Origin of the sequence: Streptomyces sp. NPDC053069 (assembly GCF_044546895.1) — a bacterium.
Classification (GTDB): domain Bacteria; phylum Actinomycetota; class Actinomycetes; order Streptomycetales; family Streptomycetaceae; genus Streptomyces.
Genome location: NZ_JBITZN010000010.1, coordinates 23,112 through 47,154, shown reverse-complemented (window position 1 = coordinate 47,154; position 24,043 = coordinate 23,112). Strand labels below are relative to the sequence as shown.

The 24,043-nt window shown below is 71.3% G+C and carries 24 protein-coding genes; 4 read left to right on the top strand and 20 right to left on the bottom strand.

Annotation, left to right across the window (positions count from 1 at the left end; all coding sequences use genetic code 11):
* Nucleotides 1-32: 32 nt before the first annotated feature.
* Nucleotides 33-956: a LysR family transcriptional regulator gene (locus ACIGXP_RS23425; RefSeq protein ID WP_399771150.1), complete on the bottom strand. Its 924-nt coding sequence runs from the start codon at nucleotides 954-956 to the stop codon at nucleotides 33-35.
* 70 nt (nucleotides 957-1,026) lie between these two features.
* Between ACIGXP_RS23425 and ACIGXP_RS23420 the strand changes: the two genes are divergently transcribed.
* Nucleotides 1,027-2,193 (top strand): TDT family transporter, encoded by a 1,167-nt coding sequence (locus tag ACIGXP_RS23420; RefSeq protein ID WP_399771148.1) that lies wholly within the window; start codon nucleotides 1,027-1,029, stop codon nucleotides 2,191-2,193.
* Here the strand turns inward: ACIGXP_RS23420 and ACIGXP_RS23415 are convergent.
* The 4 genes from ACIGXP_RS23415 to ACIGXP_RS23400 form a co-directional block, all read right to left on the bottom strand.
* A complete protein-coding gene (locus ACIGXP_RS23415; RefSeq protein WP_399771146.1) occupies nucleotides 2,105-2,863 on the bottom strand; it encodes a helical backbone metal receptor in 759 nt (252 codons plus the stop codon). The two genes, ACIGXP_RS23420 and ACIGXP_RS23415, sit on opposite strands and share 89 nt — an antisense overlap.
* 17 nt (nucleotides 2,864-2,880) lie before the next feature.
* Entirely contained in the window at nucleotides 2,881-3,450 is a 570-nt protein-coding gene (locus ACIGXP_RS23410; RefSeq protein ID WP_363216687.1) for an XRE family transcriptional regulator, read from the bottom strand.
* Between the two features lie 386 nt (nucleotides 3,451-3,836).
* Nucleotides 3,837-5,651, bottom strand: a complete 1,815-nt coding sequence (locus tag ACIGXP_RS23405) for an ABC transporter permease/substrate binding protein (protein ID WP_399771144.1) — start codon at nucleotides 5,649-5,651, stop codon at nucleotides 3,837-3,839.
* Nucleotides 5,644-6,720, bottom strand: coding sequence for a glycine betaine/L-proline ABC transporter ATP-binding protein (locus tag ACIGXP_RS23400; RefSeq protein ID WP_363216685.1), 1,077 nt, complete (start codon nucleotides 6,718-6,720; stop codon nucleotides 5,644-5,646). The genes ACIGXP_RS23405 and ACIGXP_RS23400 overlap by 8 nt, the downstream gene beginning before the upstream one ends.
* A 153-nt stretch (nucleotides 6,721-6,873) precedes the next feature.
* Between ACIGXP_RS23400 and ACIGXP_RS23395 the strand changes: the two genes are divergently transcribed.
* Together ACIGXP_RS23395 and ACIGXP_RS23390 are read left to right on the top strand one after the other, a co-directional pair.
* On the top strand, nucleotides 6,874-7,794 hold the full coding sequence (locus tag ACIGXP_RS23395; RefSeq protein WP_399771141.1) for a 5'-3' exonuclease H3TH domain-containing protein: 921 nt from the start codon (nucleotides 6,874-6,876) through the stop codon (nucleotides 7,792-7,794).
* Nucleotides 7,795-7,906: 112 nt separating this feature from the next.
* Nucleotides 7,907-8,752, top strand: a complete 846-nt coding sequence (locus ACIGXP_RS23390) for a siderophore-interacting protein (protein ID WP_363216683.1) — start codon at nucleotides 7,907-7,909, stop codon at nucleotides 8,750-8,752.
* Between the two features lie 7 nt (nucleotides 8,753-8,759).
* Here the strand turns inward: ACIGXP_RS23390 and ACIGXP_RS23385 are convergent, their stop codons facing one another.
* Nucleotides 8,760-9,698, bottom strand: coding sequence for a 5'-nucleotidase (locus ACIGXP_RS23385; RefSeq protein WP_399771139.1), 939 nt, complete (start codon nucleotides 9,696-9,698; stop codon nucleotides 8,760-8,762).
* A 23-nt stretch (nucleotides 9,699-9,721) separates the two neighbouring features.
* Nucleotides 9,722-10,303 carry a GNAT family N-acetyltransferase gene (locus ACIGXP_RS23380; protein WP_399771136.1) on the bottom strand — a complete coding sequence of 194 codons (582 nt, stop codon included), beginning with the start codon at nucleotides 10,301-10,303 and terminating at the stop codon, nucleotides 9,722-9,724.
* Nucleotides 10,304-10,369: 66 nt separating this feature from the next.
* Between ACIGXP_RS23380 and ACIGXP_RS23375 the strand changes: the two genes are divergently transcribed.
* The gene (locus ACIGXP_RS23375) at nucleotides 10,370-11,302 is read left to right on the top strand and encodes a pseudouridine synthase (RefSeq protein WP_399771133.1); all 933 of its coding nucleotides are present in this window, start codon (nucleotides 10,370-10,372) and stop codon (nucleotides 11,300-11,302) included.
* Between the two features lie 92 nt (nucleotides 11,303-11,394).
* Here the strand turns inward: ACIGXP_RS23375 and ACIGXP_RS23370 are convergent, their stop codons facing one another.
* The 13 genes from ACIGXP_RS23370 to ACIGXP_RS23310 form a co-directional block, all read right to left on the bottom strand.
* Nucleotides 11,395-12,846 carry a cytochrome P450 gene (locus ACIGXP_RS23370; RefSeq protein WP_363216679.1) on the bottom strand — a complete coding sequence of 484 codons (1,452 nt, stop codon included), beginning with the start codon at nucleotides 12,844-12,846 and terminating at the stop codon, nucleotides 11,395-11,397.
* A gap of 50 nt (nucleotides 12,847-12,896) precedes the next feature.
* Complete coding sequence (locus tag ACIGXP_RS23365; protein WP_363216678.1) at nucleotides 12,897-13,517, bottom strand: ATP/GTP-binding protein; 621 nt, start codon at nucleotides 13,515-13,517, stop codon at nucleotides 12,897-12,899.
* Nucleotides 13,498-13,914 (bottom strand): DUF742 domain-containing protein, encoded by a 417-nt coding sequence (locus ACIGXP_RS23360; RefSeq protein ID WP_363216677.1) that lies wholly within the window; start codon nucleotides 13,912-13,914, stop codon nucleotides 13,498-13,500. Before ACIGXP_RS23360 ends, ACIGXP_RS23365 begins: the two co-directional genes overlap by 20 nt.
* Nucleotides 13,911-14,315, bottom strand: a complete 405-nt coding sequence (locus tag ACIGXP_RS23355; RefSeq protein ID WP_351242683.1) for a roadblock/LC7 domain-containing protein — start codon at nucleotides 14,313-14,315, stop codon at nucleotides 13,911-13,913. The genes ACIGXP_RS23360 and ACIGXP_RS23355 overlap by 4 nt, the downstream gene beginning before the upstream one ends.
* Nucleotides 14,312-15,985 (bottom strand): sensor histidine kinase, encoded by a 1,674-nt coding sequence (locus tag ACIGXP_RS23350; RefSeq protein WP_399771128.1) that lies wholly within the window; start codon nucleotides 15,983-15,985, stop codon nucleotides 14,312-14,314. Before ACIGXP_RS23350 ends, ACIGXP_RS23355 begins: the two co-directional genes overlap by 4 nt.
* 342 nt (nucleotides 15,986-16,327) lie before the next feature.
* Nucleotides 16,328-19,180: a DEAD/DEAH box helicase gene (locus ACIGXP_RS23345; protein ID WP_363216675.1), complete on the bottom strand. Its 2,853-nt coding sequence runs from the start codon at nucleotides 19,178-19,180 to the stop codon at nucleotides 16,328-16,330.
* Nucleotides 19,181-19,279: 99 nt separating this feature from the next.
* The gene (gene tatC / locus ACIGXP_RS23340) at nucleotides 19,280-20,221 is read right to left on the bottom strand and encodes a twin-arginine translocase subunit TatC (RefSeq protein ID WP_399771125.1); all 942 of its coding nucleotides are present in this window, start codon (nucleotides 20,219-20,221) and stop codon (nucleotides 19,280-19,282) included.
* A 46-nt stretch (nucleotides 20,222-20,267) separates the two neighbouring features.
* Nucleotides 20,268-20,552: a Sec-independent protein translocase subunit TatA gene (tatA, locus tag ACIGXP_RS23335; RefSeq protein ID WP_363216673.1), complete on the bottom strand. Its 285-nt coding sequence runs from the start codon at nucleotides 20,550-20,552 to the stop codon at nucleotides 20,268-20,270.
* Nucleotides 20,553-20,787: 235 nt separating this feature from the next.
* Entirely contained in the window at nucleotides 20,788-20,982 is a 195-nt protein-coding gene (locus ACIGXP_RS23330; RefSeq protein WP_363216672.1) for a hypothetical protein, read from the bottom strand.
* Between the two features lie 10 nt (nucleotides 20,983-20,992).
* Complete coding sequence (locus ACIGXP_RS23325) at nucleotides 20,993-21,253, bottom strand: hypothetical protein (RefSeq protein WP_399771569.1); 261 nt, start codon at nucleotides 21,251-21,253, stop codon at nucleotides 20,993-20,995.
* Between the two features lie 212 nt (nucleotides 21,254-21,465).
* Complete coding sequence (locus tag ACIGXP_RS23320; RefSeq protein ID WP_363216671.1) at nucleotides 21,466-22,458, bottom strand: WYL domain-containing protein; 993 nt, start codon at nucleotides 22,456-22,458, stop codon at nucleotides 21,466-21,468.
* A gap of 14 nt (nucleotides 22,459-22,472) precedes the next feature.
* Complete coding sequence (locus ACIGXP_RS23315; protein WP_399771120.1) at nucleotides 22,473-23,426, bottom strand: helix-turn-helix transcriptional regulator; 954 nt, start codon at nucleotides 23,424-23,426, stop codon at nucleotides 22,473-22,475.
* A gap of 168 nt (nucleotides 23,427-23,594) precedes the next feature.
* Nucleotides 23,595-23,966 (bottom strand): FKBP-type peptidyl-prolyl cis-trans isomerase, encoded by a 372-nt coding sequence (locus ACIGXP_RS23310; protein WP_351206614.1) that lies wholly within the window; start codon nucleotides 23,964-23,966, stop codon nucleotides 23,595-23,597.
* Between the last annotated feature and the right edge of the window lie 77 nt (nucleotides 23,967-24,043).

The window sequence follows — 24,043 nt, the reverse complement described above, 5'->3', positions numbered from 1 at the left end:
GGTGCCGATGCCGGGATGGTCCAAACGACACCCTAACCCCGGGTCAGCGACAGCAACTCCCGTGCCGGTCCCGTCGGCCGGTGCCCCGTCGGCCAGACCGCTCGCAGTTCCCGGCGCAGGGAGACGCCCTCCACCGGGATGCTGACCAGGCGCCGCATCGACAGCTCCTCCCCCACCGCCAGCTCACTGAGGACCGAGGGTCCCGCGCCGCTGACCGCCGATGCCTTGACGGCCGTGGTGGAGGACAGCTCGATCAGGGGGCGGGCCAGGCCACCGAGCGCCGCGTCCAGGACCTGGCGGGTGCCGGAGCCGCGCTCACGCAGGATCAGGGGCGTGGCCGCCAGCTCCTCCGGTGTCAGGGGACGCCGGCGGCGCGCCCACGGATGGCCGGGGGCCGTGACGACGATCAGCCGGTCGTGGGCGATGACGGCGGAGTCCAGGCCGGTCGGTACCGTCAGCCCCTCCACGAAGCCGAGGTCCGCGTCGCCGGACAGCAGTAGTTCCGCGACCTTCGCCGAGTTGCCGGCGAGCAGGGACACCGCCGTGTCGGGCCGTTCGGCGTGCAGCGCGAGAAGCCAGCCGGGCAGCAGGTACTCGGCGATGGTCATGCTCGCCGCGACCCTGAGACGTGAGTCCCGCCGGTCGCGCAGCGCCCGCGCACCCGCGTCGAAGGCCGCCGCCGCCTCCACGACCCGCCGGGCCCAGTCCGTCACCAGCGCGCCGGCGTCCGTGAGCCGGGAGCCGCGCGGCGAGCGGTCGACCAGGGCCACGCCCAGCTGCCGTTCCATGGAGCGGATCCGGCTGCTGGCGGCGGGCTGGGTGATGCCCACCTCACGCGCCGCCGCCCCGAGGCTGCCCAGCCTCGCCACCGCCAGCAGCAGCTCCAGTGCGGCCAGGTCGGGCACCCGGTGGGCCAGTGATTCCATGCGCTCCCGCTCCCCCTGCACCTCACTCATAAGCCCAGCTTATGCCCCCATAGGCGGGAACCTCCTGGTCAGGGGCGAGTGGCGGCGCGACCGTTGAGGTGTGGTCACCGTAACCGAGCCCCTGTCCCTCACCTCCGCCCAGCGCGTCGCCCGGGTCCGCCATCTCGGCCCCAACTGGTACGCCTCCGTCATGGGCACCGCCATCCTCGGCTCGGCCGGCGTCGCGTTGCCCGTGCGCGGGCCAGGGTGGCGCGATCTCTTCGAGGGTGCCTGGGCACTGTCCCTGATCATGCTCACGGCCCTGCTGGCGGCCCGGGCCCTGCACTGGGCCCACCACCGCGACCAGGCCCGTGCCCATCTCCTCGATCCGGCCGCGGCGCCCTTCTACGGCTGCCTGTCCATGGCCCTGCTGTCGGTGGGCGGCGGCGCCCTGACGGCCGGGCGGGACCTGCTCGGCACCGGCACGGCCGTCGCCCTGGACACCGTGCTGTTCACCGCCGGTACCGCGGTCGGGCTCGCCGCTGCCGTGGCCGTGCCGTACCTGATGGGCGTACGGCATCGCGTCCGGCCCGCGCAGGCGACCCCGGTGTGGCTGTTGCCGCTGGTCGCGCCCATGGTGTCGGCCGCGCTCGGCCCGCTGCTGGTACCGCATCTGCCGTCGGGCCAGCCCCGCGAGACCCTGCTGCTGGGCTGCTTCGGGCTGTTCGGGCTGAGCCTGTGCGCGACGCTGCTGATGCTGCCGCTGGTCTTCGCCCGGCTGGTCACCTCCGGCCCGCTGCCGCTCGTGCTCACCCCGACCCTGTTCCTGGTCCTGGGTCCGCTCGGGCAGTCCACCACCGCGGCCGGCCGGATCGCGGACGCGGCTCCCGGGGTCGTACCGGCGCCGTACGACCGTGGCCTCGGCGTCTTCGCCGTGCTGTACGGGGTGCCGGTCATGGGGTTCGCGCTGCTGTGGCTGGCGCTGGCGACCGTGCATGTGGTGCGGGCCCGCCGGCACGGCATGGGGTTCGCGATGACCTGGTGGGCGTTCACCTTCCCGGTGGGTACATGTGTCACCGGCGCCGCGGTGCTCGCCCGGCACACCGGTCTCGCGGTCTACGACGGGCTGGCCCTCGGGCTGTACGCCGTGCTCGCGGTCGCCTGGTCGGCGGCCGCCACCGGCACCGTGCGCGGCCTGCTCAGCGGCGAGCTGCTCGCAGCGCCTCGGCCAGCACCCGCGGCGCCTCGGCCAGGGACGGGCCGTACCAGGTCAGGTGCCGCCCGCTGACCAGAGCGCAGGGCAGTCCGGGAAAGGCCTCCGGGCCGTCGTCGGCGGTGAAGCGGTAGGGCTCGTCGGGCAGGACCACCAGGTCCGGGGCCGCCGCACGCAGCTCCGCCGGCGGCACCCGGGGGTAGCGCTCGGGGTGGCCGGTGTACAGGTGGTCGACGCCGAGCCGGGTCAGGACGTCACCCGCGAAGGTGTCCCGGCCCAGGACCATCCAGGGCCGGCGCCAGATCGGTACGACGGCCGTGGCACGGGCCTGAGGCTGCGGCAGGCGGGCCCAGGCCGCCTCCGCCTCCGCCAGCCAGCGCGGGCGTCCCGGTGCGCCGCACGCGGTGAGCACCCGTTCCAGCTCGGCGAAGGCCTGCGACACGCTCCGCACCTCGGTGACCAGCACGGCACACCCTGCGGCGCGCAGCGCGTCCAGGTCGGGGGCGCGGTTCTCCTCCTCGTTGGCGACGACCAGGTCGGGGGCGAGGTCCAGGATGCGGTCGAGCTCGGGGTTCTTGGTCCCGCCGATCCGGGCGACGTCCAGGTCTCCCGGATGGCTGCACCAGTCGGTGGCACCGACGAGGGCCTTGGGCAGCGTCACCGCCACGGCCTCGGTGAGTGAGGGGACCAGGGAGACGACGCGCACTGTGCGACCCCCCGCGAGGGAACCGGTCACGCCGCTCATCGCCTCCCGCTGGACTCTCAGCGAGACCTGTCCTGGACGGCCTCGATATGTTCCGCCACCGCCACCACGATCACCCGCGTGTCCGGCACCGTCGCCCGCCATCGGTGCCGTACCCCGCCGGTCAGGTACAACGTGTCGCCGCGGCCGAGGCGATACGCGCGCCCCTCGGCCTCTATCTCCACCGCGCCGTCGGCGACATACATCAGCTCGTCGTTGCGGTGCTGGAACTCGCGGCCGGCGTCGTGGTCGCCGGTGAACTCGGAGGCGTGCAGCTGATGGTGGCCGCGCACCAGGGAGCGGGTGCGGGGCTCGAAGTCGTCCGGGTCGGCCGGGTCGGCGCGGACGACGTCCACACTGGCCGCCGGGTCGGCGGCGGCGAGGAGTTCGACGGCCGTGGTGCGCAGGGCGTCGGCCAGCTTCTCCAGTGAGGTGCGGCTGGGGCGGGCCCGGTCGTTCTCGACCTGGCTGAGGAACGGCACCGACAGACCGGTGCGCTCGGCCACGACGGCGAGGGTCAGTTCCAGGGTCCGACGGCGCCGCCGGACGGCCGCGCCCACCCGCACGGGCTGCTCTTTGTGGTCGCCCATCGCTCCGGCTCCCTCCCTCGCTCGTCGTGCCGCTGTCCGGGGGCCCGGGTCGGGGCGGACCCTCTCTGATGACTTCTCTGCACCCTACGCATGTTCGGCAAACCGTTTCACGACCCTGTCACATCCCCGACATGCCGCGAAGCGCTCACCCTCACGGTTCGCGCCACGGTGACGGGGCTCCGGGATCCCTTGGGACCGAGTACCCACAGGGGGTGAATATGCCGACCAGCTGGGCCGAGCGACTCTGCACGGGCCAACGGCCATCACGTACAGTGATTGGCCGGATTCTTGCCGTACACCGCGAACGCCGCGAGGGGCGGGCGCACCGGACGCACTGTGGCGTACGGCGGCGCCCGCCCCTCGGGGGGCGGTCCGGGCCGGTCAGGTCACCCGGCCGCCTGACTGTGGGGGTCCTTCTTGGCGACCGGGGCCCACTTGTCCACCAGGCCGGGGTGCTTGCGCAGCCAGTCGCGGACGGCGTCCTGCTCCTGGCCCTTGCCGGCCTTCTGGATCTGCGACTCCAGGCCGGTGAGCTGCTCCTCGGTCATGGAGAAGTCCTTCAGCCAGCGGCCGACCTGCGGATTGTCGCCGGTGAAGCCCTTGCGGGCCAGGGTGTGCACGCCGTCGCCCTTGCCCCAGGCACCCCGGGGGTCCTGGAGCTTCTTCAGGTCGTAGTCGCTGTAGGCCCAGTGCGGGGACCAGAGGGTGACGACGACCGGCTGGTTCCTGGTGTAGGCGCGCCTCAGCTCGGAGAGCATGGCCGACGTGGAGCCGTCGATCACGTCGTAGCTGCCCTGAAGGCCGTACTCCTTGAGGACCTTGCTCTTGAGCAGGCCCATCATGCCCGCGCTGGGCTCGATGCCGACGATCTTCCCGCCGAACTCGGAGGCATGGTCCTTGAGGTCCGCCAGGGAGTTCACGTCCTTGACATAGGACGGGACGGACAGCTCCAGGGAGGTGGGGCCGTACCACTTGCCGAGGTCGTCGAGCTGCTTGCCGTACTTCTTCCAGTACTCGGCGTGGGTCGTGGGCAGCCAGGAGTCGGTCTGGAAGTCGAGCTGGCCGGTGGCGAGGCCGGTGTAGAGGGGGCCGGCCGTGTACTGGGTGGTGGTGACCTTGAAGCCGCGTTCCTCCAGGATCTCCTTCCAGAGGAAGGTGGAGGCGATGCCCTCGTCCCAGGGGATGTAGCCGATCTTGATCTCCTTGCCCTTGCCGACGTCCGGTCCGGAGGCCTCGGAGGTGCCGGCGGACGGGCCGAAGACGGTCATCCCGCCCGCGACCAGGGCGAGCACGACCATCCCGACGACCGCGACGGCCGGACGCGGGCGGTACGACCACGCGCGCGTGCGGGCCTTCGCGGCGGCCCTGCGGCCGAGGGGTGAGAGCTGGGTGCCGAGCGCGCCGGTGACCCGGTCGAGGTAGATGGCGAGCACGACGATGCCGACGCCGGCCTCGAAGCCGTAGCCGATGTCGAGTTGGCCGATGGCCTCGTTGACGGCACCGCCGAGGCCGCCGGTGCCGACCATGCCGGCGATGACGACCATGGACAGGCCGAGCATGATCACCTGGTTGACGCCGGCCATGATCGTCGGCAGGGCGAGCGGCAGCTGGACGCGCCAGAGGATGCTGCGCGGGGTGGTGCCGAACGCCTCGGCGGCTTCCACCAGTTCGGCGTCGACCTGGCGGATGCCCAGCTCGGTCATGCGGACGCCGGGGGCGAGCGCGAAGATCAGGGTGGCGACGACGCCGGGGGCGGTGCCGAGGCCGAAGAACAGCATGGCCGGGATCAGCAGAACCATCGACGGCATGGTCTGCAGCAGGTCCAGAACGGGCCGTACGGTCGCGCTGACCGTCCTGGAGCGGGCCGCCCAGATGCCCAGCGGAACGGAGATCACCAGCGCGATCACGGTGGCCACGAGGACCAGCGAGAGCGTGGACATGGCCTCGTCCCACAGGGCGAGCGAGTCGACCAGCGCGAATCCGGCGAAGGCGAGGACACCGGCGGTGAGGCCGCGCAGCCACCAGGCGAGCACCGCGAGGATGCCGGCCATCAGCAGCGGCTGGGGCGCGCCGAGCACGGCGTCGATGCCGTTGTACATGCTCTCCATGACCGCCTTGATGGCGTCGAAGAGCCAGGAGAGGTGGTCGAGCAGCCACTTGACGCCGGAGTCGACCCAGTCGCCGAGGTGGATCCTAGGCACGGCTGATCACCTTCCCGTCCGGGTTGTCGCAGGGGGCGGGGTCGGCCGTCTCGTCGCCGAGGAGAGCGACCAGCCGCTGCCTGGGCACGACACCGATGACCCTGTTGGCCTCGTCCACCACGGAGACACGGTGGGACAGCCGGGCGCTGATCGCGCACAACTGCGCGAACGGTGTCTCGCGGGTCGCGGTCTCGCAGCCGCACAGCGGCGCGTCGGCCGTGACCGAGGTGTCCATGAGGGCGCCCGCCGTCAGCACGCGGGAGCGGTCGACGTCCTGGATGAAGGAGGCGACGTAGTCGTTCGCGGGGCGCAGCAGGATGTCCTCGGCGGTACCGGTCTGCACGATGCGGCCGTCGCGCATGACGGCGACGCGGTCGCCGAGCCGCATGGCCTCGTTGAGGTCGTGGGTGATGAAGACGATGGTCTTCTTCAGGGTCTTCTGCAGCTCCAGCAGCTGGTCCTGCATGTCCCGGCGGATCAGCGGGTCCAGGGCGCTGAAGGACTCGTCCATGAGGAGCAGGTCGGCGTCGGTGGCGAGGGCACGGGCGAGGCCGACGCGCTGCTGCATGCCGCCGGACAGCTCGTCGGGCCAGGACTTCTCCCAGCCGGCCAGGCCGCACAGGGCGAGCGCCTCGTCGGCGCGGCGTTCGCGCTCGGCGCGGGGCACGCCCTGCACTTCCAGGCCGTAGGCGGCGTTGTCGCGGACGCTGCGGTGCGGGAACAGCGCGAAGTGCTGGAAGACCATGCTGATCTTCCTGGAGCGCAGTTCGCGCAGTTCGCGGGCGGTGAGCGCGGTCAGGTCCTGGCCGTCGAAGCGGACGCTGCCCGCGGTCGGCTCCAGCAGGCCGTTGAGCATGCGCAGCAGGGTGGACTTGCCGGAGCCCGACAGGCCCATGACGACGAAGATCTCGCCGGCCTCGACGCGGAACGAGGCGTCGATCACGGCGGCGGTGGTGCCGTCGGCGCGCAGTTCCTTCCGGTCGGCGCCCTGCTGCAGGCGTGCCACCGCGTCGTCCGGTCGTCTGCCGAACACCTTGAACAGGTGCTCGGCCTCAAGCCTCGATTGCACGCGTACCTCTCGTCTCGGCGGTCGGAACAGAGGCCGCGCCTGCCCAGGTCAAGCGGGGGCAAACCCGCACGTGGCCGGGGTCACGGCACTGCGCGTCACGCAACGCGTTCCGGCGCGGAGGTGGCTGTCAGTGCCGTACGGCATGATGCGAGCGTGACCGGACGACTCATGCTCCTCGACACCGCTTCGCTGTACTTCCGCGCCTACTTCGGCGTCCCGGACTCCGTGAAGGCCCCGGACGGCACGCCCGTGAACGCCGTGCGCGGGCTGCTGGACTTCATCGACCGGCTGGTCAGGGACCACCGCCCCGAGCAGCTGGTGGCGTGCATGGACGCCGACTGGCGGCCGGGTTGGCGGGTGGACCTCATCCCCACCTACAAGGCGCACCGGGTCGCCGAGGAGCACGCGGGCGCGCCGGACGAGGAGGAGGTGCCGGACACCCTCTCCCCGCAGGTGCCGGTCATCGAGGAGGTGCTGGACGCGCTCGGCATCGCGCGGGTCGGCGTCGCGGGGTACGAGGCGGACGACGTGATCGGCACGTACAGCGCTCGCGCCACGGGCCCGGTGGACATCGTCACCGGCGACCGCGATCTGTACCAGCTGGTGGACGACGCGCGCGGGATCCGGGTGCTGTACCCGCTGAAGGGCGTCGGCACGCTGCAGCTGACCGACGAGGCCGTGCTGCGCGAGAAGTATGGGGTCGACGGGCGCGGGTACGCGGATCTCGCGCTGCTGCGCGGCGACCCCAGCGACGGCCTGCCGGGCGTGGCCGGGATCGGCGAGAAGACGGCCGCCAAGCTGCTCGCCGAGTTCGGCGACCTGGCCGGGATCATGGCGGCGGTCGACGACCCGCGGGCGAAGCTCACGCCGTCGCAGCGCAAGCGGCTCACCGAGGCCCGGCCGTATGTCGCGGTCGCGCCGAAGGTGGTGCGGGTGGCAGGCGACGTCCCGCTGCCGGACGTGGACACCGCGCTGCCGCACGCCCCGCGCGACCCGGCGGCGCTGGAGTGGCTGGCCAAGCGCTGGGGGCTCGGCGGCTCGCTGCAGCGGCTGCTGACCACGCTCGCCGAGTGACCCGGCCCGGAATATTCCGGCAAAGTGCTGTCATCCCGCGCCCAGGAAAGAGGTGTTGACTCCGAACGAGATGGTAAGTTAGGTAAACCTAACCAATCCGCAGGAGGTCGTGATGGCAGAGCGTCCGGGACGAAAGCCGCGCAAGGCCCGTATCGCCCATGTGATCCGCACCGAGCGACTGACCCCGCACATGCAGCGGGTGGTCCTCGGCGGCGAGGGCCTGGCCGACTTCACGGCGGACACCTGCACCGACCACTACGTCAAGCTGCTCTTCGGCCCCGACGGCGTGACCTACCCGGAACCCTTCGACCTGGAGCGGATCCGTGCACAGTTCCCGCGCGAGCAGTGGCCGGTGACCCGGACCTACACCGTGCGCGCCTGGGATCCCGAACACAGGGAGCTGACCCTGGACTTCGTCGTCCACGGCGACGAGGGCCTGGCCGGACCGTGGGCCACCCGGGTGCAGCCGGGCGAGACCGTGCGCTTCATGGGCCCCGGCGGCGCCTACGCCCCCGACCCGGCCGCCGACTGGCATCTGCTCGTCGGTGACGAGAGCGCGCTGCCCGCCATCGCACGGTCGCTGGAGGCGCTGCCCGCCGGCGCCCGCGCGCACGCCTTCGTGGAGGTGTCCGGCCCCGGCGAGGAGCAGAAGATCGACTCCGAGGTGGAGGTCGTCTGGCTGCACCGCGGCGACCGGCCGGTCGGCGAGGCGCTGCTTCAGGCCGTACGCGCGCTGGAGTTCCCCGACGGCCGGGTGCACGCGTTCGTGCACGGCGAGGCGGGCTTCGTGAAGGAGCTGCGCCGGCTGCTGCGGGTCGAACGGGGCATCCCGCGCGAGGACCTGTCGATCTCCGGCTACTGGCGCCTGGGGCACAACGAGGACGGCTGGCAGGCCTCCAAGCGGGAGTGGAACGCCCGCATCGAGGCCGAGCAGGAGAGCGGCGCGGCCGCGGCCTGACCGCTGCTCAGGTCGGCACCTCGTTGATCTTGCCGAACGGGATGTGGACGCTGGGCGTGGTCCGGGACGTGCTGCGCAGGTGCGTCACCTGATCGTCGAAGAAGATGTGCGGGTCCAGCACCTTCATGACCGCGCCCTTGTCTATCCCGCCGAGGAAGAAGGCGTCGTTGACCCGCACGCCCCACTGCTTGAGGCTGTTGACGGCACGCTCGTGGGCGGGGGCGTTGCGCGCGGTCACGATGGAGACGTGGACCCGGACCGCGTAGCCCGGGTCGCTCGTGCGCCGCTCCTCCTCCCGTCGCTGTATCCGGTTCACCCCGGCGAGGAAATCCCGCAGCGGCCCGGGGTCGTGCGGCGTCGCCGCGTTACGGGCCTCGTGCGCGCGGAACTCCTCCAGTCCGTCGGCCTGGTACACCTGCTCGGCGGCGTCACTGGCGAGCACCCCGTCGAAGTCGAACGCGATCCGCAGCTCCCGGTCGGCGGGGTCGTCCGGGTACGCCGCTCCGAGCACATGCCCCGCGGGCAGTCCCGCGGCGACGGCCTCCCGCACGTCGTTGCCGTTCGCCGACAGGAACAGCGACATGTTCAGCGCGGGCATGAACTTGTACGGGGACCGGCCCTGCATGAAGACCGCCCGGCTGATCGGCAGCCCGTGGGCCTGGATCGACCGCATGACCCGCAGCCCGGTGTCGGGGTCGTTGCGGGAGAGGATGATGACCTCGACGAGCGGATCTCCGGGCTCGCCGAGATCGTTCAGCGACAGCAGCCGTCGGATGAAGGCGAAGGCGATGCCCGGCCGGAGAGTGGTGTCGCGGTTCTCCTCCTGATAGGCCCGGTAGGCCTCCTCGCCCTGCTCGCGGAAGACCGCGTCCGACTCCCGCAGGTCGAACAGGGCGCTGGAGGCGATGCCGACGACGAGTCGGTTCGCGAGATCGTAGGCGGGCATGCCCTACATCTTCACACCGATGCTCAGTCGCCTTGTACGCGTGCGTGGAGGTGCATGTCGTGCCAGCCGTCGGCGTGCAGCAGCGCGCTGCGCTTGGTGCCCTCAAGGGTGAAGCCGGCCTTCACGGCAACGCGGCAGGAGGCCTCGTTGGCGGCAGCATGCAGGAGTTCGAGGCGGTGGAAACCGATCTCGTCCAAGGCCCAGTGGCTGAGCGCGGTCGCCGCGCGGGCAGCCACGCCGAGACCCCGGGCCTGTGCCACCGTCCAGTACGCGATCTCGGCACATCCGTCACCGAGCACGAGTTGGCGCAGCGCCATCCGGCCCAGCAGTTCGTCCGTCGTCTCGTGGACGACGGCCCACTGGGCGCTGTGTTCGGCGGCCCAGTACGCCTGCCACTGCTCGATCCAGCCGGCGACCTCCGCCACGGACTCGGCGGACCTCAGGTGCCACTGCTGCATGACCGGATCCTGCATGGCCGCGTACACGGCGGGCGCGTCCTCGGCCCGCCACGGGCGCAGGACCAGACCGTCACGGGTCGACAGGGTCGGCTGGGGACGACGGGCGAGGGTTCCGGCGGGCAGTACCGGAGTGGTGAGAAAGGGCATGATCCACATCCTGACGGCCACCGGCCCGTGGGCGCACCCGGTTTCCGCCTCGTACCCTTGACCCCGATGAGACGCCGTACCCCGCCCCCGCCCGCCCCGCTCCCCCAGATCGACGGTGTCGACCCCGTGCGGGTGCGGCTGCCGCACGACGGGACGTGGGCCACCGTGCGGGAGCATCTGGTGGCGCGGCTGACGGGCGCCGGACCCGGGATGGTCGAGTCGATGTTCGACGCGGGGCGGGTCGTGGGCGCCGACGGACGGGCGGTGGCGCCGGACGCGCCGTACCGGCCGGGGATGTTCGTGTGGTTCCACCGCGAGTTGCCCGCCGAGGTGCCGGTGCCGTTCCCGGTGGAGGTGGTGTACCGCGACGACCACATCGTCGTCGCCGACAAGCCGCACTTCCTCGCGACGACCCCGCGCGGCACACATGTGGCCGAGACCGCGCTGGCCCGGCTCCGCCGCGAGCTGGACATACCGACGCTGACCGCCGCGCACCGGCTGGACCGGCTCACGGCGGGGCTGGTGCTGTTCACCGTGCGCCCCGAGGAGCGCGGTGCGTACCAGACGCTGTTCCGGGACCGGCGGGTGCACAAGGAGTACGAGGCGGTCGCCCCGTACGACCCCTCGCTGGTCCTGCCCCGGACCGTGCGCAGCCGGATCGTCAAGGAACGCGGGGTGCAGCAGGCCCGGGAGGTCGAGGGCGAGCCGAACGCCGAGACCCATGTGAAGCGGACCGGGCACCGGGGCGGGCTCGCCCGGTACCGGCTCCTCCCGGCGACCGGGCAGACCCACCAGCTGCGGGTGCATCTGAACGCGCTGGGCGTCCCCATCCTCGGCGACCCGCTGTACCCGGAGGTGACCGCCCCGGTGCCGGCCGGCGACTTCCGACACCCGCTGCAACTGCTCGCCCGCAGGCTGGAGTTCACCGACCCGGTCACCGGGGCGGAGCACTCGTTCGTCAGCGAGCGAGTGCTCCGCGCCTGGGCCGACGTGGACTGAGTGCGCCCCCGAAGGAACGCGGCGCCCTTTCGATCTGCGGCTCCGCCGCGATGTGGCTCCCCGGGTGCGAACGAAGCCGGCGGATCGCTAGGTCACTCCCCGCGCCACCAGTGCAGCAGCCGCCGCCACACGCCCCGCGGCCGCGCCGCCGGCGCGGGTGCCGGACGGTAGGGCTCGGGTGCGACGGGGCGGGCAGTGGTGGTGCGCGGCTCGATCGTCGAAGGCTGCTGCTGCGGGATGGCCAGGGGCCGGGGCGGGCCGTCGACGTCCTGCTGCGGCTTCGGCTCGAAGCGCACGGGCAGGGACACCAGGTGCCGGGAGGCGATGGACGAACGCCAGCGCAACTCCTCTTCCGCGCAGTCGAGCTGGACGTCGGGCAGCCGCATCAGCAGCGCGTCGACGCCGACGTCGGCGATCGCACGGCCGATGTCCTGGCCGGGGCACTCGTGGGGGCCGCCGCCGAAGGCGAGGTGGGAACGGTTGCCCTGCATGCTCGCGGACAGGTCCGGGCGGATGCGCGGGTCGAGGTTGCCCGGGGCGGGCGCGAAGAGCAGGCCGTCGCCCTTGCGGATGCGCTGCCCGCCCAGCTCGGTGTCCTGCTTGGCGTAGTAGCCGAGGACGGTGCTGAACGGCGGCTCGTCCCACAGGGACTGCTCGATCGCCTCGGGCACGGTCATCTGTCCGCCGCTGAGCTGAGCGCGGAAGCCGGGCTCGGTGAGGACCATGCGCAGCGCGTTGGCGAGGAGGTTCGCGGTGGCCTCGTAGGCCGCGAAGAGGACGAGCCGCAGGTGTTCGCGGACCTCGTCGTCGCCGAGTCCGGCCGGGTGGGTGACGAGGTGACTGGTGAAGTCGTCCTCGGGCCGGGCGCGGCGCCGGGTGGTGAGGCGGCTGAGCGCGTCCATGACATAGGCGTGGCTCTGGATGGCGGTCTCGGTGCCCTTCAGGGCGTCCCGGGCGGCCTGCACCATCCGGTCGTTGTACTCCTCCGGCATGCCGAGGATCTCGCACATGACGGCCATCGGCAGGTGCTCGGCGAACTGGGAGACCAGGTCGGCCCGGCCGCGTTCGCAGAAGCTGTTGACCAGGCCCTGGGTGTAGCGGCCGATGTGGCGGCGCATGCTGCGGTGGTCGATGGTGGCCATGGCCGCGGTGACCGCCGCGCGCAGCCGCTGGTGCTCGTCGCCCTCGGCGTGCGAGCAGATCGGCTGCCAGGCGATGTGCGGCATGAGCGGGTGGTCGGGCTTGACCATGCCGTCGGCCAGCGGGCTCCAGATCCGGCTGTCGCGGGTGTACAGGGAGGGGCTGCGGACCATGTGCAGATTCTCGGCGTGCCCGAGGACCACCCACATGGGTACGTCGTCGTGGAGCAGTACGGGCGCCACGGAGCCGTGCTGCTCCCGCAGCCGCTCGTAGAGGTCGCCCAGGTCCTGCGCGTCGGGGCCGTAGAGCCGGTGCAGCCCGCCGGGACCGAGGCCGTGCGCGGGACAGCCCGGCGGCGGGAAGGAGGTGGGGTCGGTGTCGGTCAGGGAGGGTTCAGACGTCACGGTGTCGCTCCGGAACAAAAAGAATGCGGGGGTGGTCGGTGGGCTGCGGGTCAGGTGAGGGCGCCGGTCAGGGCGATCGAGTGCAGGAAGCGCATCAGGGTCATCAGGACGTCCTTGCTGGAGGCCCGGCGGCGCACGTCGCACTCGATGATCGGGATCTCCGGGGTCAGATCGAGTGCGGTGCGCAGTTCCTCGACGGGGTAATGGGGAGCGTCCGGGAAGGAGTTGACGGCGACGACGAAGGGCACGCCGCGTTCCTCCAGCCGGCCCATGACGTCGAAGCTGACCTCCAGACGCCGGGTGTCGACGAGGACGACCGCGCCGAGCGCGCCTTCGAACAGGCCGTTCCACAGGAACCAGAAGCGCTCCTGGCCGGGGGTGCCGAAGAGGTAGAGCACCAGCTTGTCGGTGATGCTGATGCGGCCGAAGTCCATGGCCACGGTGGTGGCGGTCTTGGATTCGGAGCCGTAGTTGTCGTCCACGCCGATACCGGCCTGGGTCATGGTCTCCTCGGTGGTCAGCGGTCTGATGTCGCTGACGGAGCCGACCATGGTGGTCTTGCCGACACCGAAGCCGCCCACGATCACGATCTTCACCGCGGCCTGGGCCGTGTGCGGCAGATGATCCTCGGTGCGCGGGCCGGGGATGGTGTCAGAGCCTTTGAAGTCCATGCATCACCGCTTCGAGGAGTGAACGGTCGGGTACGACCTGACGGACGATCGGGGCGCGTACCTGCACCAGTTCGGCCGTGATCAGCTCGGTGATCAGGACGGTCATCGCGCTGAACGGCAGGTTCAGATAGGCCGACAGCTCGGCCACGGACAGGGGGTTGGCGCACAGCCGCAGGACCGCGGCCTGCTCCGGTGAGGCGGCCGGCTGGGGGGCGTCGCGCGCCACGATCAAGGTCACGAGGTCGAGTTTGGCGCGGGCGCCGTCCTCGGATCCGGCGACGGTGTACAGCCGTTCGGGGTTCTTGGGCTCGGCCTCTGCGTCCTCCGGTTTCGGCGCGGGCGGCGGCGGAGGGGGCGGGGGCTTCGGCTCGCGCCGTTTGCGTCGTGGAGGAGTCATACGGTCTGCCCGTTCCGCCGGGGCGGACTGGTGAGATGGGCGCCGATCCGTACGACGAGGTCGCGCATCATGCCGCTCATCCGGCCCGGTTCGCAGGTCACGTCGGCGAGCACGGCGAGGTAGGCGTTGTCGCCGGCGTTCATGAGATAGAAGTAGCCGCCGTCGATCTCGAAGACGACGACCTGCATGTCGCCGGCGCCGGGGAGCTCCTTGATGATGGCGCCGGCCAGGCTCTGTACGCCCGCGCAGGCGGCGGCCACGCGGTCGGCGGCGTCGGGGTCGCCGCCGTAGCGGGCGATGCGCAGTCCGTCGGCGGAGAGGACCACGATCATCTCGATGCCCGGTACGCCGTCGTTGAGCTGCTTGAGCATCCAGTCGATGTTGCCTCGCTGCTGGATCACTTGAGGTCCCCCTCGTCGTCGGCCTCGGTGGCGCCCTCGACGGGCTCGTCCGCATAGTCGTTGAGCAGGTGCACGTACTTTTCCGGGTGCCTTGTGAAGTCGGTCAGTTCGGGCCCGGTGGCGCCCTCGGGCATGCCCTTGCGCAGGCCGTTCCAGAAGTCCTCGATCCCCTGGCCGATCGGCCGCTCCATGAGCTTCTTGCGCTCGGGGTCGATCTCGGGCTCCGGCTTCGGGGCGGTCCTGGGCTGCGACCAGACGGTGGGCCTGCCCTCGCGCTCGGCCCGCTCGACCTCCGCCTTCTCGGCGAAGCGCTGGCTCAGCGGGGTCTTCATCCGGCTGCGGCGCTGCGGCAGTCCGCCCGCCGTCCACTCCGTGACCTCGGGTACGTCGTCCTCCATGGTGATCCCGGCGGGGATCTTGGGGCTGGTGGGACGGCGCCTCTTCGGCGGGCGCTTGGGGCCCTCGACGGCGCCGAGCGCGGGCACGGGCGCGCCGGTGGCGCCGATGCCGTGGGCGGCCCCGACTCCGGGCTCGGTGGTGGTCATGACGCGCGGCACGATGAGGATCGCGCGGACGCCGCCGTAGGCGGAGGCGCGCAGCGAGACCTCCATGTCGAAGAACTTGCACAGGCGGCCGACGACGGCGAGGCCGAGGCGCGGGTTCTCGCCGAGGTTGTGGGCGTCGTCGCCGTTCTTGGCGTCCTCGATCATCTGCTCGATGCGGGCCCGGGACTCCTCGCTGAGGCTGACGCCGGCGTCCTCGATCTCGATGGCGATGCCGGCCTGCACCTCGGTGGCGTTGACGTGCACCTTGGTCGAGGGCGGCGAGTAGCGGGTGGCGTTGTCGAGGAGTTCGGCGGCGGCGTGGATGACCGGCTCGACGGCGGTGCCCTTGATGTTGATGTTGACGATCGAGTTCAGCTGGATGCGGCGGTACTCCAGGATGCGCGACATGGCGCCGCGCAGCGTGCTGTAGAGGGAGACCGGCAGGGGCCACTGGCGGCCGGGGCGGCCGCCGCCGAGGACGGCGATGGTGTCGGCGAGGCGGCCGATCAGCGAGGTGCCGTGGTCGATGCGCAGCAGGTCGTCGAAGACCTCGGGGTTGCGGCCGTGGTCCTCCTCCATCTCCCGCAGTTCATTGGACTGCTGGTGGACGATGGCCTGGACGCGGCGGGCGATGCTCACGTAGGAGCGCTCGGTGGCGTCGCGCATCGAGATCTCGTGGTCGGCGCCGCGCAGCGCGACCCGGTACATCTCGCGGTACATCTCGGGCAGACCGCGCAGTTCGGGGTCGGTGTCGTAGACGTTGACCAGTACGTCCCGCAGCGGTTCGCCGGCGCGCAGCCGCTGCAGGCCGTACGGGATGACGTCGGCGGCGAAGCGCGCGATCAGCTGGTCGTGGGCGGCGAGCCGGCGCTCCAGATACGCGGTGTGACGGGCGTACTCGGCCTGTTGCTCGCGGAGCCTGCGGCCGCGGCGGGCGGCCTCCGCACCCGTGGCGAGGACCAGCAGCAGGGCCAGCGCCCCGAGCGCGCCGACGGCCATGCGGGCCGACGCCGGCGCCAGGGCGACGGCGGCTCCGGTCGCGGCGGCCATCACTATGGCCGGGGGCAACAGCACGCGCGCATAGGGACGTTCGCGGCCGCCGGGAGGCTTCTGAACACTCACCATGGATGCCTTCTGAGACGAATCGGCTGGGTGTCGGGAGAGCTTTCGGGGGGAAGGTTCATGGAACTGTTGGGATCTGTCGCATGTTTGGGAACAAGCGCACGAATTACCTCAACTCGGTGCGCCGCGGGCGAGCTTAGTCCGACCGGATCATCGCCGTGTCATATTCGGCAAGCACCTGAAATCGCCTGCGCAACAGGAGTACGCTCGGATTATTTACACGCTGGGCTATCATTCGAACGCTTTCGGTAACGCAGCCCGGGCGTGCGAGAGCACCCCCCGTAATGAGTGAAGGGGCCGCAGAAGCAGCCCCTTCACAGCACCTCGCATCCGCGAGGCGACCGGTCACCCCACCGACGAGTAGGCGACGACCCCTCGCAGCAACTGATCCACGGCCTTGCGCGCGGCCTTCGCCACGGTCGATCCCTCGGAGGGCGCGGCGGCGGAAATCTGGCCCAGAACGTCAATGACCTGCTTGCACCACCGTACGAAGTCCCCCGCCGGCATCTCCGCCTCGCGCAGCACCTCGTCGAGCCCCTTGCCCGAGGCCCACATGTACGCGGCCCAGGCGAAGCCGAGGTCCGGCTCCCGCTGTCCGACGCCCTCGGTCTGGTTGATCCGGAAATCCTCCTCCAGACCGTCCAGCCGGCCCCAGATCCGCACCATCTCGCTGAGCGCGGCCTTCGCCTTGCCCGAGGGCAGCTTGGGCGCCATCGCGTCGTCGCCGACCCGTGCCTCGTACACCAACGCCGAGACGCAGGCCGCGAGTTCGGCCGGGCCGAGCCCTTCCCAGACTCCCTCGCGCAGGCACTCGCTGGCCAGCAGGTCGAGTTCGCCGTACAGCCGGGCGAGCCGCTTGCCGTGCTCGGTGACCTCGTTGCCGCGCAGATAGTCCAGCTCGGTCAGCAGGGCCACGATCCGGTCGAAGGTCCGCGCGATGGTGTTCGTACGGCCCTCGATCCGGCGCTCCAGCTGCGAGGTGTCGCGCAGCAGCCGGTGGTAGCGCTCGGCCCAACGGGCGTGGTCCTCACGGTCGTTGCAGCCGTGGCACGGGTGGGCGCGGATCGCGGTCCGCAGCCGGGCGATCTCGCGGTCGTCGGCGGCCTGCGAGCGCTTCTTGCGAGCCCGCTCCGGCGGGATGTGCCCGGCCTTGCTGCGCAGCGCGGAGGCCAGGTCGCGGCGGGACTGCGGCGAGCGCGGGTTGAAGGACTTCGGGATCCGCATCCGGTCCAGCGGCTCCACCGGCACCGGGAAGTCCATCGACGCCAGCCGCTTGACCTGCCGTTCGGCGGTCAGCACCAGCGGGCGCGGCCCGTCGTAGTGGTCGTAGCCGCGGTGGCCGTTGGACCGGCCGGCGGGCAGGCCGGGGTCCAGCACCAGGGCAAGACCGGCGTACTTGCCCGTGGGCACGTGGATGACGTCGCCCGGCTTGAGCCGCTCCAGGGCACTGGCGGCCTCGGCGCGCCGCTGGTTGGCGCCCTGCCGGGCCAGCTCGGTCTCCCGGTCCTTCAGCTCGCGGCGCAGCCGCGCGTACTCCTCGAAGTCGCCGAGGTGGCAGGTCATGGATGCCTTGTAGCCGGCCAGGCCTTCCTCGTTGCGCTGCACCTGGCGGGAGATCCCGACGACCGACTTGTCCGCCTGGAACTGTGCGAAGGAGGTCTCCAGCAGCTCGCGCGAGCGGTGCCGGCCGAACTGCTCGACCAGGTTGACCGCCATGTTGTACGACGGCTTGAAGCTGGAGCGCAGCGGGTACGTGCGGGTGCCCGCGAGGCCGGCGAGGTGCTCGGGGCTCATGCCGCGCTGCCACAGCACGACCGCGTGCCCCTCGACGTCGATGCCCCGGCGGCCCGCACGGCCCGTCAGCTGGGTGTACTCGCCCGGTGTGATGTCGGCGTGCTGCTCGCCGTTCCACTTGACGAGCTTCTCCAGCACCACCGAGCGGGCGGGCATGTTGATGCCGAGCGCGAGGGTCTCGGTCGCGAACACCGCCTTGACCAGGCCACGTACGAACAGCTCCTCGACGACCTCCTTGAAGGTCGGCAGCATGCCCGCGTGATGGGCGGCGATGCCCCGCTCCAGGCCCTCCAGCCATTCGTAGTACCCGAGGACGTGCAGGTCCTCCGGCGCGATGTGCGACGTGCGCTCCTCGACCAGGGCGCGGACCTGTTCCCGCGCCTCCTCGTCGTTGAGCCGCAGGCCCGCGTACAGGCACTGCTGGACGGCGGCCTCGCAGGCGGCACGGCTGAAGATGAAGGTGATGGCCGGAAGCAGGCCCTCGGCGTCCAGCCGCTCGATGACCTCGGGGCGGCCCGGCGTCCACACCCGGGCGCGCTGTCTGCGCTCCCTCTCCCGGTCGGCCTCGCGCATCGCACGGCCGCGCCGCCGGTCCTGGTACGACGGCCTCGTCGCCTCCATACGGGCCAGGCGGACCAGGTCGGGGTTGACGGCCTTCTTGTGGCCCTCGCCCTCCTCGAACAGGTCGTACATCCTGCGTCCGGCGAGCACGTGCTGGAACAGCGGCACGGGCCGGTGCTCGGAGACGATCACCTCGGTGTCGCCGCGGACGGTGTCCAGCCAGTCACCGAACTCCTCGGCGTTGGAGACGGTCGCCGACAGTGAGACCAGGGTCACCGACTCGGGCAGGTGGATGATCACCTCTTCCCAGACGGCGCCGCGGAAGCGGTCGGAGAGGTAGTGCACCTCGTCCATGACCACGTAGCCGAGGCCGAGGAGGGTCTGGGAGCCGGCGTACAGCATGTTCCGCAGGACCTCGGTGGTCATCACGACGACCGGCGCCTCGGAGTTCACGCTGTTGTCGCCGGTGAGCAGGCCGACCTTGCCGGTGCCGTAGCGACGGCACAGGTCGGCGTACTTCTGGTTCGACAGCGCCTTGATGGGTGTCGTGTAGAAGCACTTCTTGCCCTCTTGGAGGGCGAGGTGGACGGCGAACTCGCCCACGATCGTCTTGCCCGAGCCGGTGGGGGCGGCCACCAGTACACCCTTGCCCTCCTCGAGTGCCTGGCAGGCCTCGATCTGGAAGGGGTCGAGGCCGAAGTCGTACATCTCGCGGAAGGACGCGAGCGCGGTGGCCTGCTCGGCTGCCCGCCTGCGGGCTGCCGCGTACCGCTCGGCCGGTGAGAGGTCCTCTGTCATCGTGCTTCCGAGCGTACCGGGCGCCACTGACAACAGGACGATCATTATCCGGAAGTGGGCTGATCGACAAGGACGACCGGCACAGAGCGATGCCCCCGCCCTTGCAGGGCGGGGGCATCGTGCGCGGCTCGGTGCGGCGCGGGCTCAGGTCACGTCGTCGTAGCCGTTGACCCGGTCCGTGCCGGGCAGCTCGGGTGCGGTGCTCGCGGTCACCGCCTCCACATCGCCGATCTCCTCGGGCGTGAGGTCCAGTTCGGACGCCTCGTCGTCGCCAGGACCTGCGGCTTCGCGGCGGGCCCGGCGCCGGTCGTTGAGCAGCGCGATGGCCACGGCGATGAAGTAGAGCACCCAGATCGGCGCCGCCAGTGCCAGCATCATCGTCGGGTCGGGGCTGGGCGTGGCCACGGCCGCGAAGGCGGTGATGCCGACGACCATGCCGCGCCACCAGCCGAGCATGCGCCGCCCGGACAGGACGCCGGTGAGGTTGAGCATGACCAGCAGCAACGGCATCTCGAAGGCGAGGCCGAAGACGACGATCATGCGGGTGACCAGGTCCAGCAGGTCGTCCAGCGGCAGCAGGTTCTCCGCGCCGCTCGGCGTGAGGTTGATCATCACCCGCGCTGTGGTGGGCAGCACGTGGAACGCGAGGTAACCGCCGCCGAGGAAGAGCGGGAAGCCGAAACCGACGAACGCGTAGGCGTACTTCTTCTCGTGACGGTGCAGGCCCGGCGCGACGAACGCCCACAGCTGGTAGAGCCAGACCGGCGACGCGAGCACGACACCGGCCATCAGGGCGACCTTCAGGACCAGGGTGAACGGTGCCAGCAGCCCGCTGACGGTGATGTGCGCGCAGTGGACGTTCTTCGCCTTGGCCAGCTCACCGAAGGACTGGTCGCAGCCGATCTCCTTGAGCACCGGCTCGGTGATGAAGTTGACGATGTCCCTGTAGAAGAACGCCGCCACGATCGTGACGACCACGATCGCCAGGACACCCTTCGCGAGCCGGTTGCGCAGCTCACGCAAGTGATCCGCGAGCGGCATCCGCCCCTCGGGATCCCTCTCCTTGTTGCGGGCAGACTTGAGCAACCCACATCCTCATCTCGTGCAGTGGACCGGACCCCCGGCCCTCGCGTCAGCGCTGGGTCGTGTCTGTCGGCTCGTTGACCGGGCGGGAGCTGGTCACATCGCCGGGGGCGGCCTGGATCGTGCGCTGAGCCGGAGCGGGCTCCTCGGCGGACTGGGCGGTGCCGGCGGACTGCTTGCCGTCGTCCTTCATCGCCTTCGCCTCGCTCTTCAGGATGCGAGCGGACTTGCCGAGCGAGCGCGCCATGTCCGGGAGCTTCTTGGAGCCGAACACCAGGAGGATCACCAGAATCAGCAGCACCAGGTGCCACGGCTCAAGTCCGTTGCGGAACATAAATCTTCACCTTCTCACCGAGGCGGGGCGGCGGGGCATGTCCGACGGGCCGGACAAATGTCTGACCATCGTGCTGGCAGCGATCGTAACGCCCTGGGGTGAACGGTGGACAATCCCCGTGCGTACTCCTGCTCTGCGGACCGAGCCTCGTTCTCCGGGCCGCGACCAGCAGCGTACCTTCCTGGGCGGGCACGGTGACAGGGCGAAGTGCCCCAAAGCGCACAACATCACGCGATCACAGGGTGTCCACGGCCCGGGCCGCACTCACGGCCGCCCGCTCCAGGTCTTCCGCCGCCCTGTTGATACGGCTCGCGGAGTCCGCGACCTGCTGACCGAGGCGCCGCGCCTCCAGGAAGACCCGGACGGCGAGCACCCCCAGCACAGCGAGACCCAGGAAACCCAGCACTACCGCGAACATCGGCCAGAACATGACGTCGAGACTAGACGGTGGTGTGCAGCCTGAGCGTCCGGACCCCGCCGCCGGTGAGCAGCTCGACGATGCGTTCCCCGGCGGGCTTGCGGACGGCGGCACCGCACTCGGGGCAGGTGAAGGAGTAGAACGTCGTCCGTCTGCTGGCGCCGATGGCGAGACGCAGCGCGCTCGCGGCGAGCTCGAAGCGGCCCCGGCAGTCGGGGCAGCCCGCCTTGAACACCACGGGGGCCACTCTTCTCATCCCGCCGAAGGCGGCCGCCGCTGTCATCTCACCCGCACACTCGCTCACAGCCTGCTCCTCTTTCCTGCCGTGATGTGCCGTCGATCGTCTGCGGCGCCGTGGTGGCCGGTCGCTCCCCCGAGTGCCCGGCTTCGCTCGAACCCGGGCGGACCTCCAGCGCGGCGGAGCCACGTATCCGGCACAGCCCCGCGCCCTGCGGGTGCGCCCCTCGCCGGCCCTGCCGCAGCAACCCCGCCGGCTCACGCCGACGGCGCCGTGTCGTACGCCGCCAAGGCCTCCGCGGCTGCCCTCCGGGCGCTTTCGGCCAGCTCCGGCGGGGAGACGATCCGGCCGTCGCGGCCGAGCCGCAGCGCCAGCCGGCGCAGGGACGCCGGATCGGGGGTGCGCAGAGTGATACGCAGCCCGCCGTCGGGAAGCTCATCGGCGCTGTCGTGCGGGTAGTACTCCGCCACCCAGCGGCCGCCCGGGCCGACCTCGACGACGACCTCCGGATCCTCGGCGGCCGGCTGCACCAGGGCCTCGGACAGGTCCCGCAGTTCGATCTCGGGCGGCGCGGACGGCTCGTCCAGGATCCTGATCTCCGCGACCCGGTCGAGCCGGAAGGTGCGCCGGGCCTCGGAGCGGCGGCACCAGGCCTCCACATAGGTGTGGCCGACGCTGACCAGGCGGATCGGGTCGATCTCGCGCTCGGTGACCTCGTCACGGGCCGGGGAGTAGTAGCGGATCCACAGTCGGCGGCGCTCGGAGATCGCCCGGTCGACATCGGCGAAGACTCCGCCTTCGGACTCGAAGGTCACGGACAGCCGGGAACTCGCGCCGGCGGCCTCACCGGCGGCGGCCTCCACCTTGGCGGTGGCCCGCAGCAGGGCCTGCCGGTCGCCCTCACGCAGGCCCGGCAGCGTGGCCACCGCGCGGGCGGCGACCAGCAGGGCCGTGGCCTCATCGGCGGCGAGCCGCAGCGGCTCGGCCGCCTCCTCGCCGAGCGCGGCCGGATTGTGCCACCAGATCCGCTCGCCGTCGGTGTCGATGTCCAGCAGATCGCCGCCGCGGAAGCTGGTGCCGCACATGGGCAGCAGATCGAGATCGGCGACCAGTTCGTCCTCGGTGATACCGAAGGCACGCGCGACGTCCGCGATCCGCGCGCCGGGACGCTCCCGGAGATAGGTCACCAGGGAGAGCATCCGCCGGGTCTGGTCGATGGCGTTCACGGGCCTGACCGGTTTGCCTGCCACAGTCCTGCTCCCCCTCAGCCCTTCGCCACGGCACGCAGCCGGTCCACCACGTCGGCGCGCAGCTCGGCCGGCTCCAGGACCACCACGTCCGGCCCGAACTCCACCAGCCAGGCGTCCAGGCCGTGCCCGTACGGAATCTCCAACTCGTCCCAGCCGTCACCGAGTTCCCGGACCACGGCGGCCTTCGCCCGAAGGGGGTAACCGGCGCCGGAGCGCAGTCGGATCAGGGCCGTACCGTCGGCGATCTCGCCCGCCCAGCTCGCCACGGTCTCCCGGACGGTGACGACGTCGGGCACGGGAGCGGTGAAGCCCGTACCGCGCGAGCGGACCCGGCCGGTGATCCGGGAGAGCCGGAAGACGCGCTCGGCACCACGCTCCCGGTCGAAACCGGCCAGGTACCAGTGCCCGCGCCAGCACTCCAGCGCCCACGGCTCCACATGCCGGGGCTCGGGGTGGACGGCGGAGGCCTTGCGGTAGTCGAAGAGGACCGGACGGCGGTCCCGGCAGGCCAGCATCAGCGGCTCGAAGGCGGCCTCGTGCACCGGGATACGCGGTTCCAGCGCACCGTGCGCCTCGTACGGGTCGACGTCCTCGGGAAGTCCTGCCGCCCGCAGCTTCTGCAGGGCACCGCTGGCGGCACCGGCGAGGCGGGCCTGCTGCCACACCTTCGCGGCCAGCCCGAGCGCCGCGGCCTCCTCGGCGTCCAGGGTGATCGGCGGCAGGCGGTTGCTGTCACGGCGGGCCAGATAGCCGACCTCGCCGTCCAGGTTCTCCACCGTCTCGATGACCAGGCCCAGCTCACGCAGGTCGTCCTTGTCCCGCTCGAACATCCGGTTGAAGGAGTCGTCGGATCCTGCTTCGAGGTAGGCCTCGATGGACTCGCGCAGCTCGCGCTTGCTGAGCGGCCGACGGGTGCCGAGCAGACACAGCGCGAGGTTCATCAGCCGCTCGGCCTTGGCAATGGCCATCGACGCCCTTCGCCTTTCCTATGGTGCTTCCGAGCGATGACCGTACCGCTCCGCAGTGCGGTGGCAAAGCCGAGGGCCCACGCCCGAGCAGGCATGGGCCCCAGGTGATCGGATCCGGTCGCACCCGGCCGGTCGACCGGGAGCGGACCGGCGTGGATCAGACCGGCATCAGACGCCGAGCAGGTCCACCACGAAGATCAGGGTCTCGCCCGGCTTGATCGCCGGGGTCGGGCTCTGGTTGCCGTAGGCGAGGTGGGCGGGGATCGTCAGCTGGCGGCGGCCGCCGACCTTCATGCCCTGCACACCCTGGTCCCAGCCCGCGATGACACGGCCCGCACCCAGCGGGAAGCGGAACGGGGTGCCCCGGTTCCAGCTGGCGTCGAACTCCTCACCCGTGCTGAAGGCGACACCCACATAGTGGACGGTGACGGTCTGACCCGCCTGCGCCACCGGCCCGTCGCCCTCCCAGATGTCCTTGATCTCAAGGTCCGCCGGGGGCTCGCCGCCCGGGAAGTCGATCTCGGGCTTATCGATGCTCACGTCAAAAGCTCCTGCTTGTGTACGACACGAAACGTGGACAGTCTTTCATCTCCCCACGCCCGGCGCCCCCGCGGACA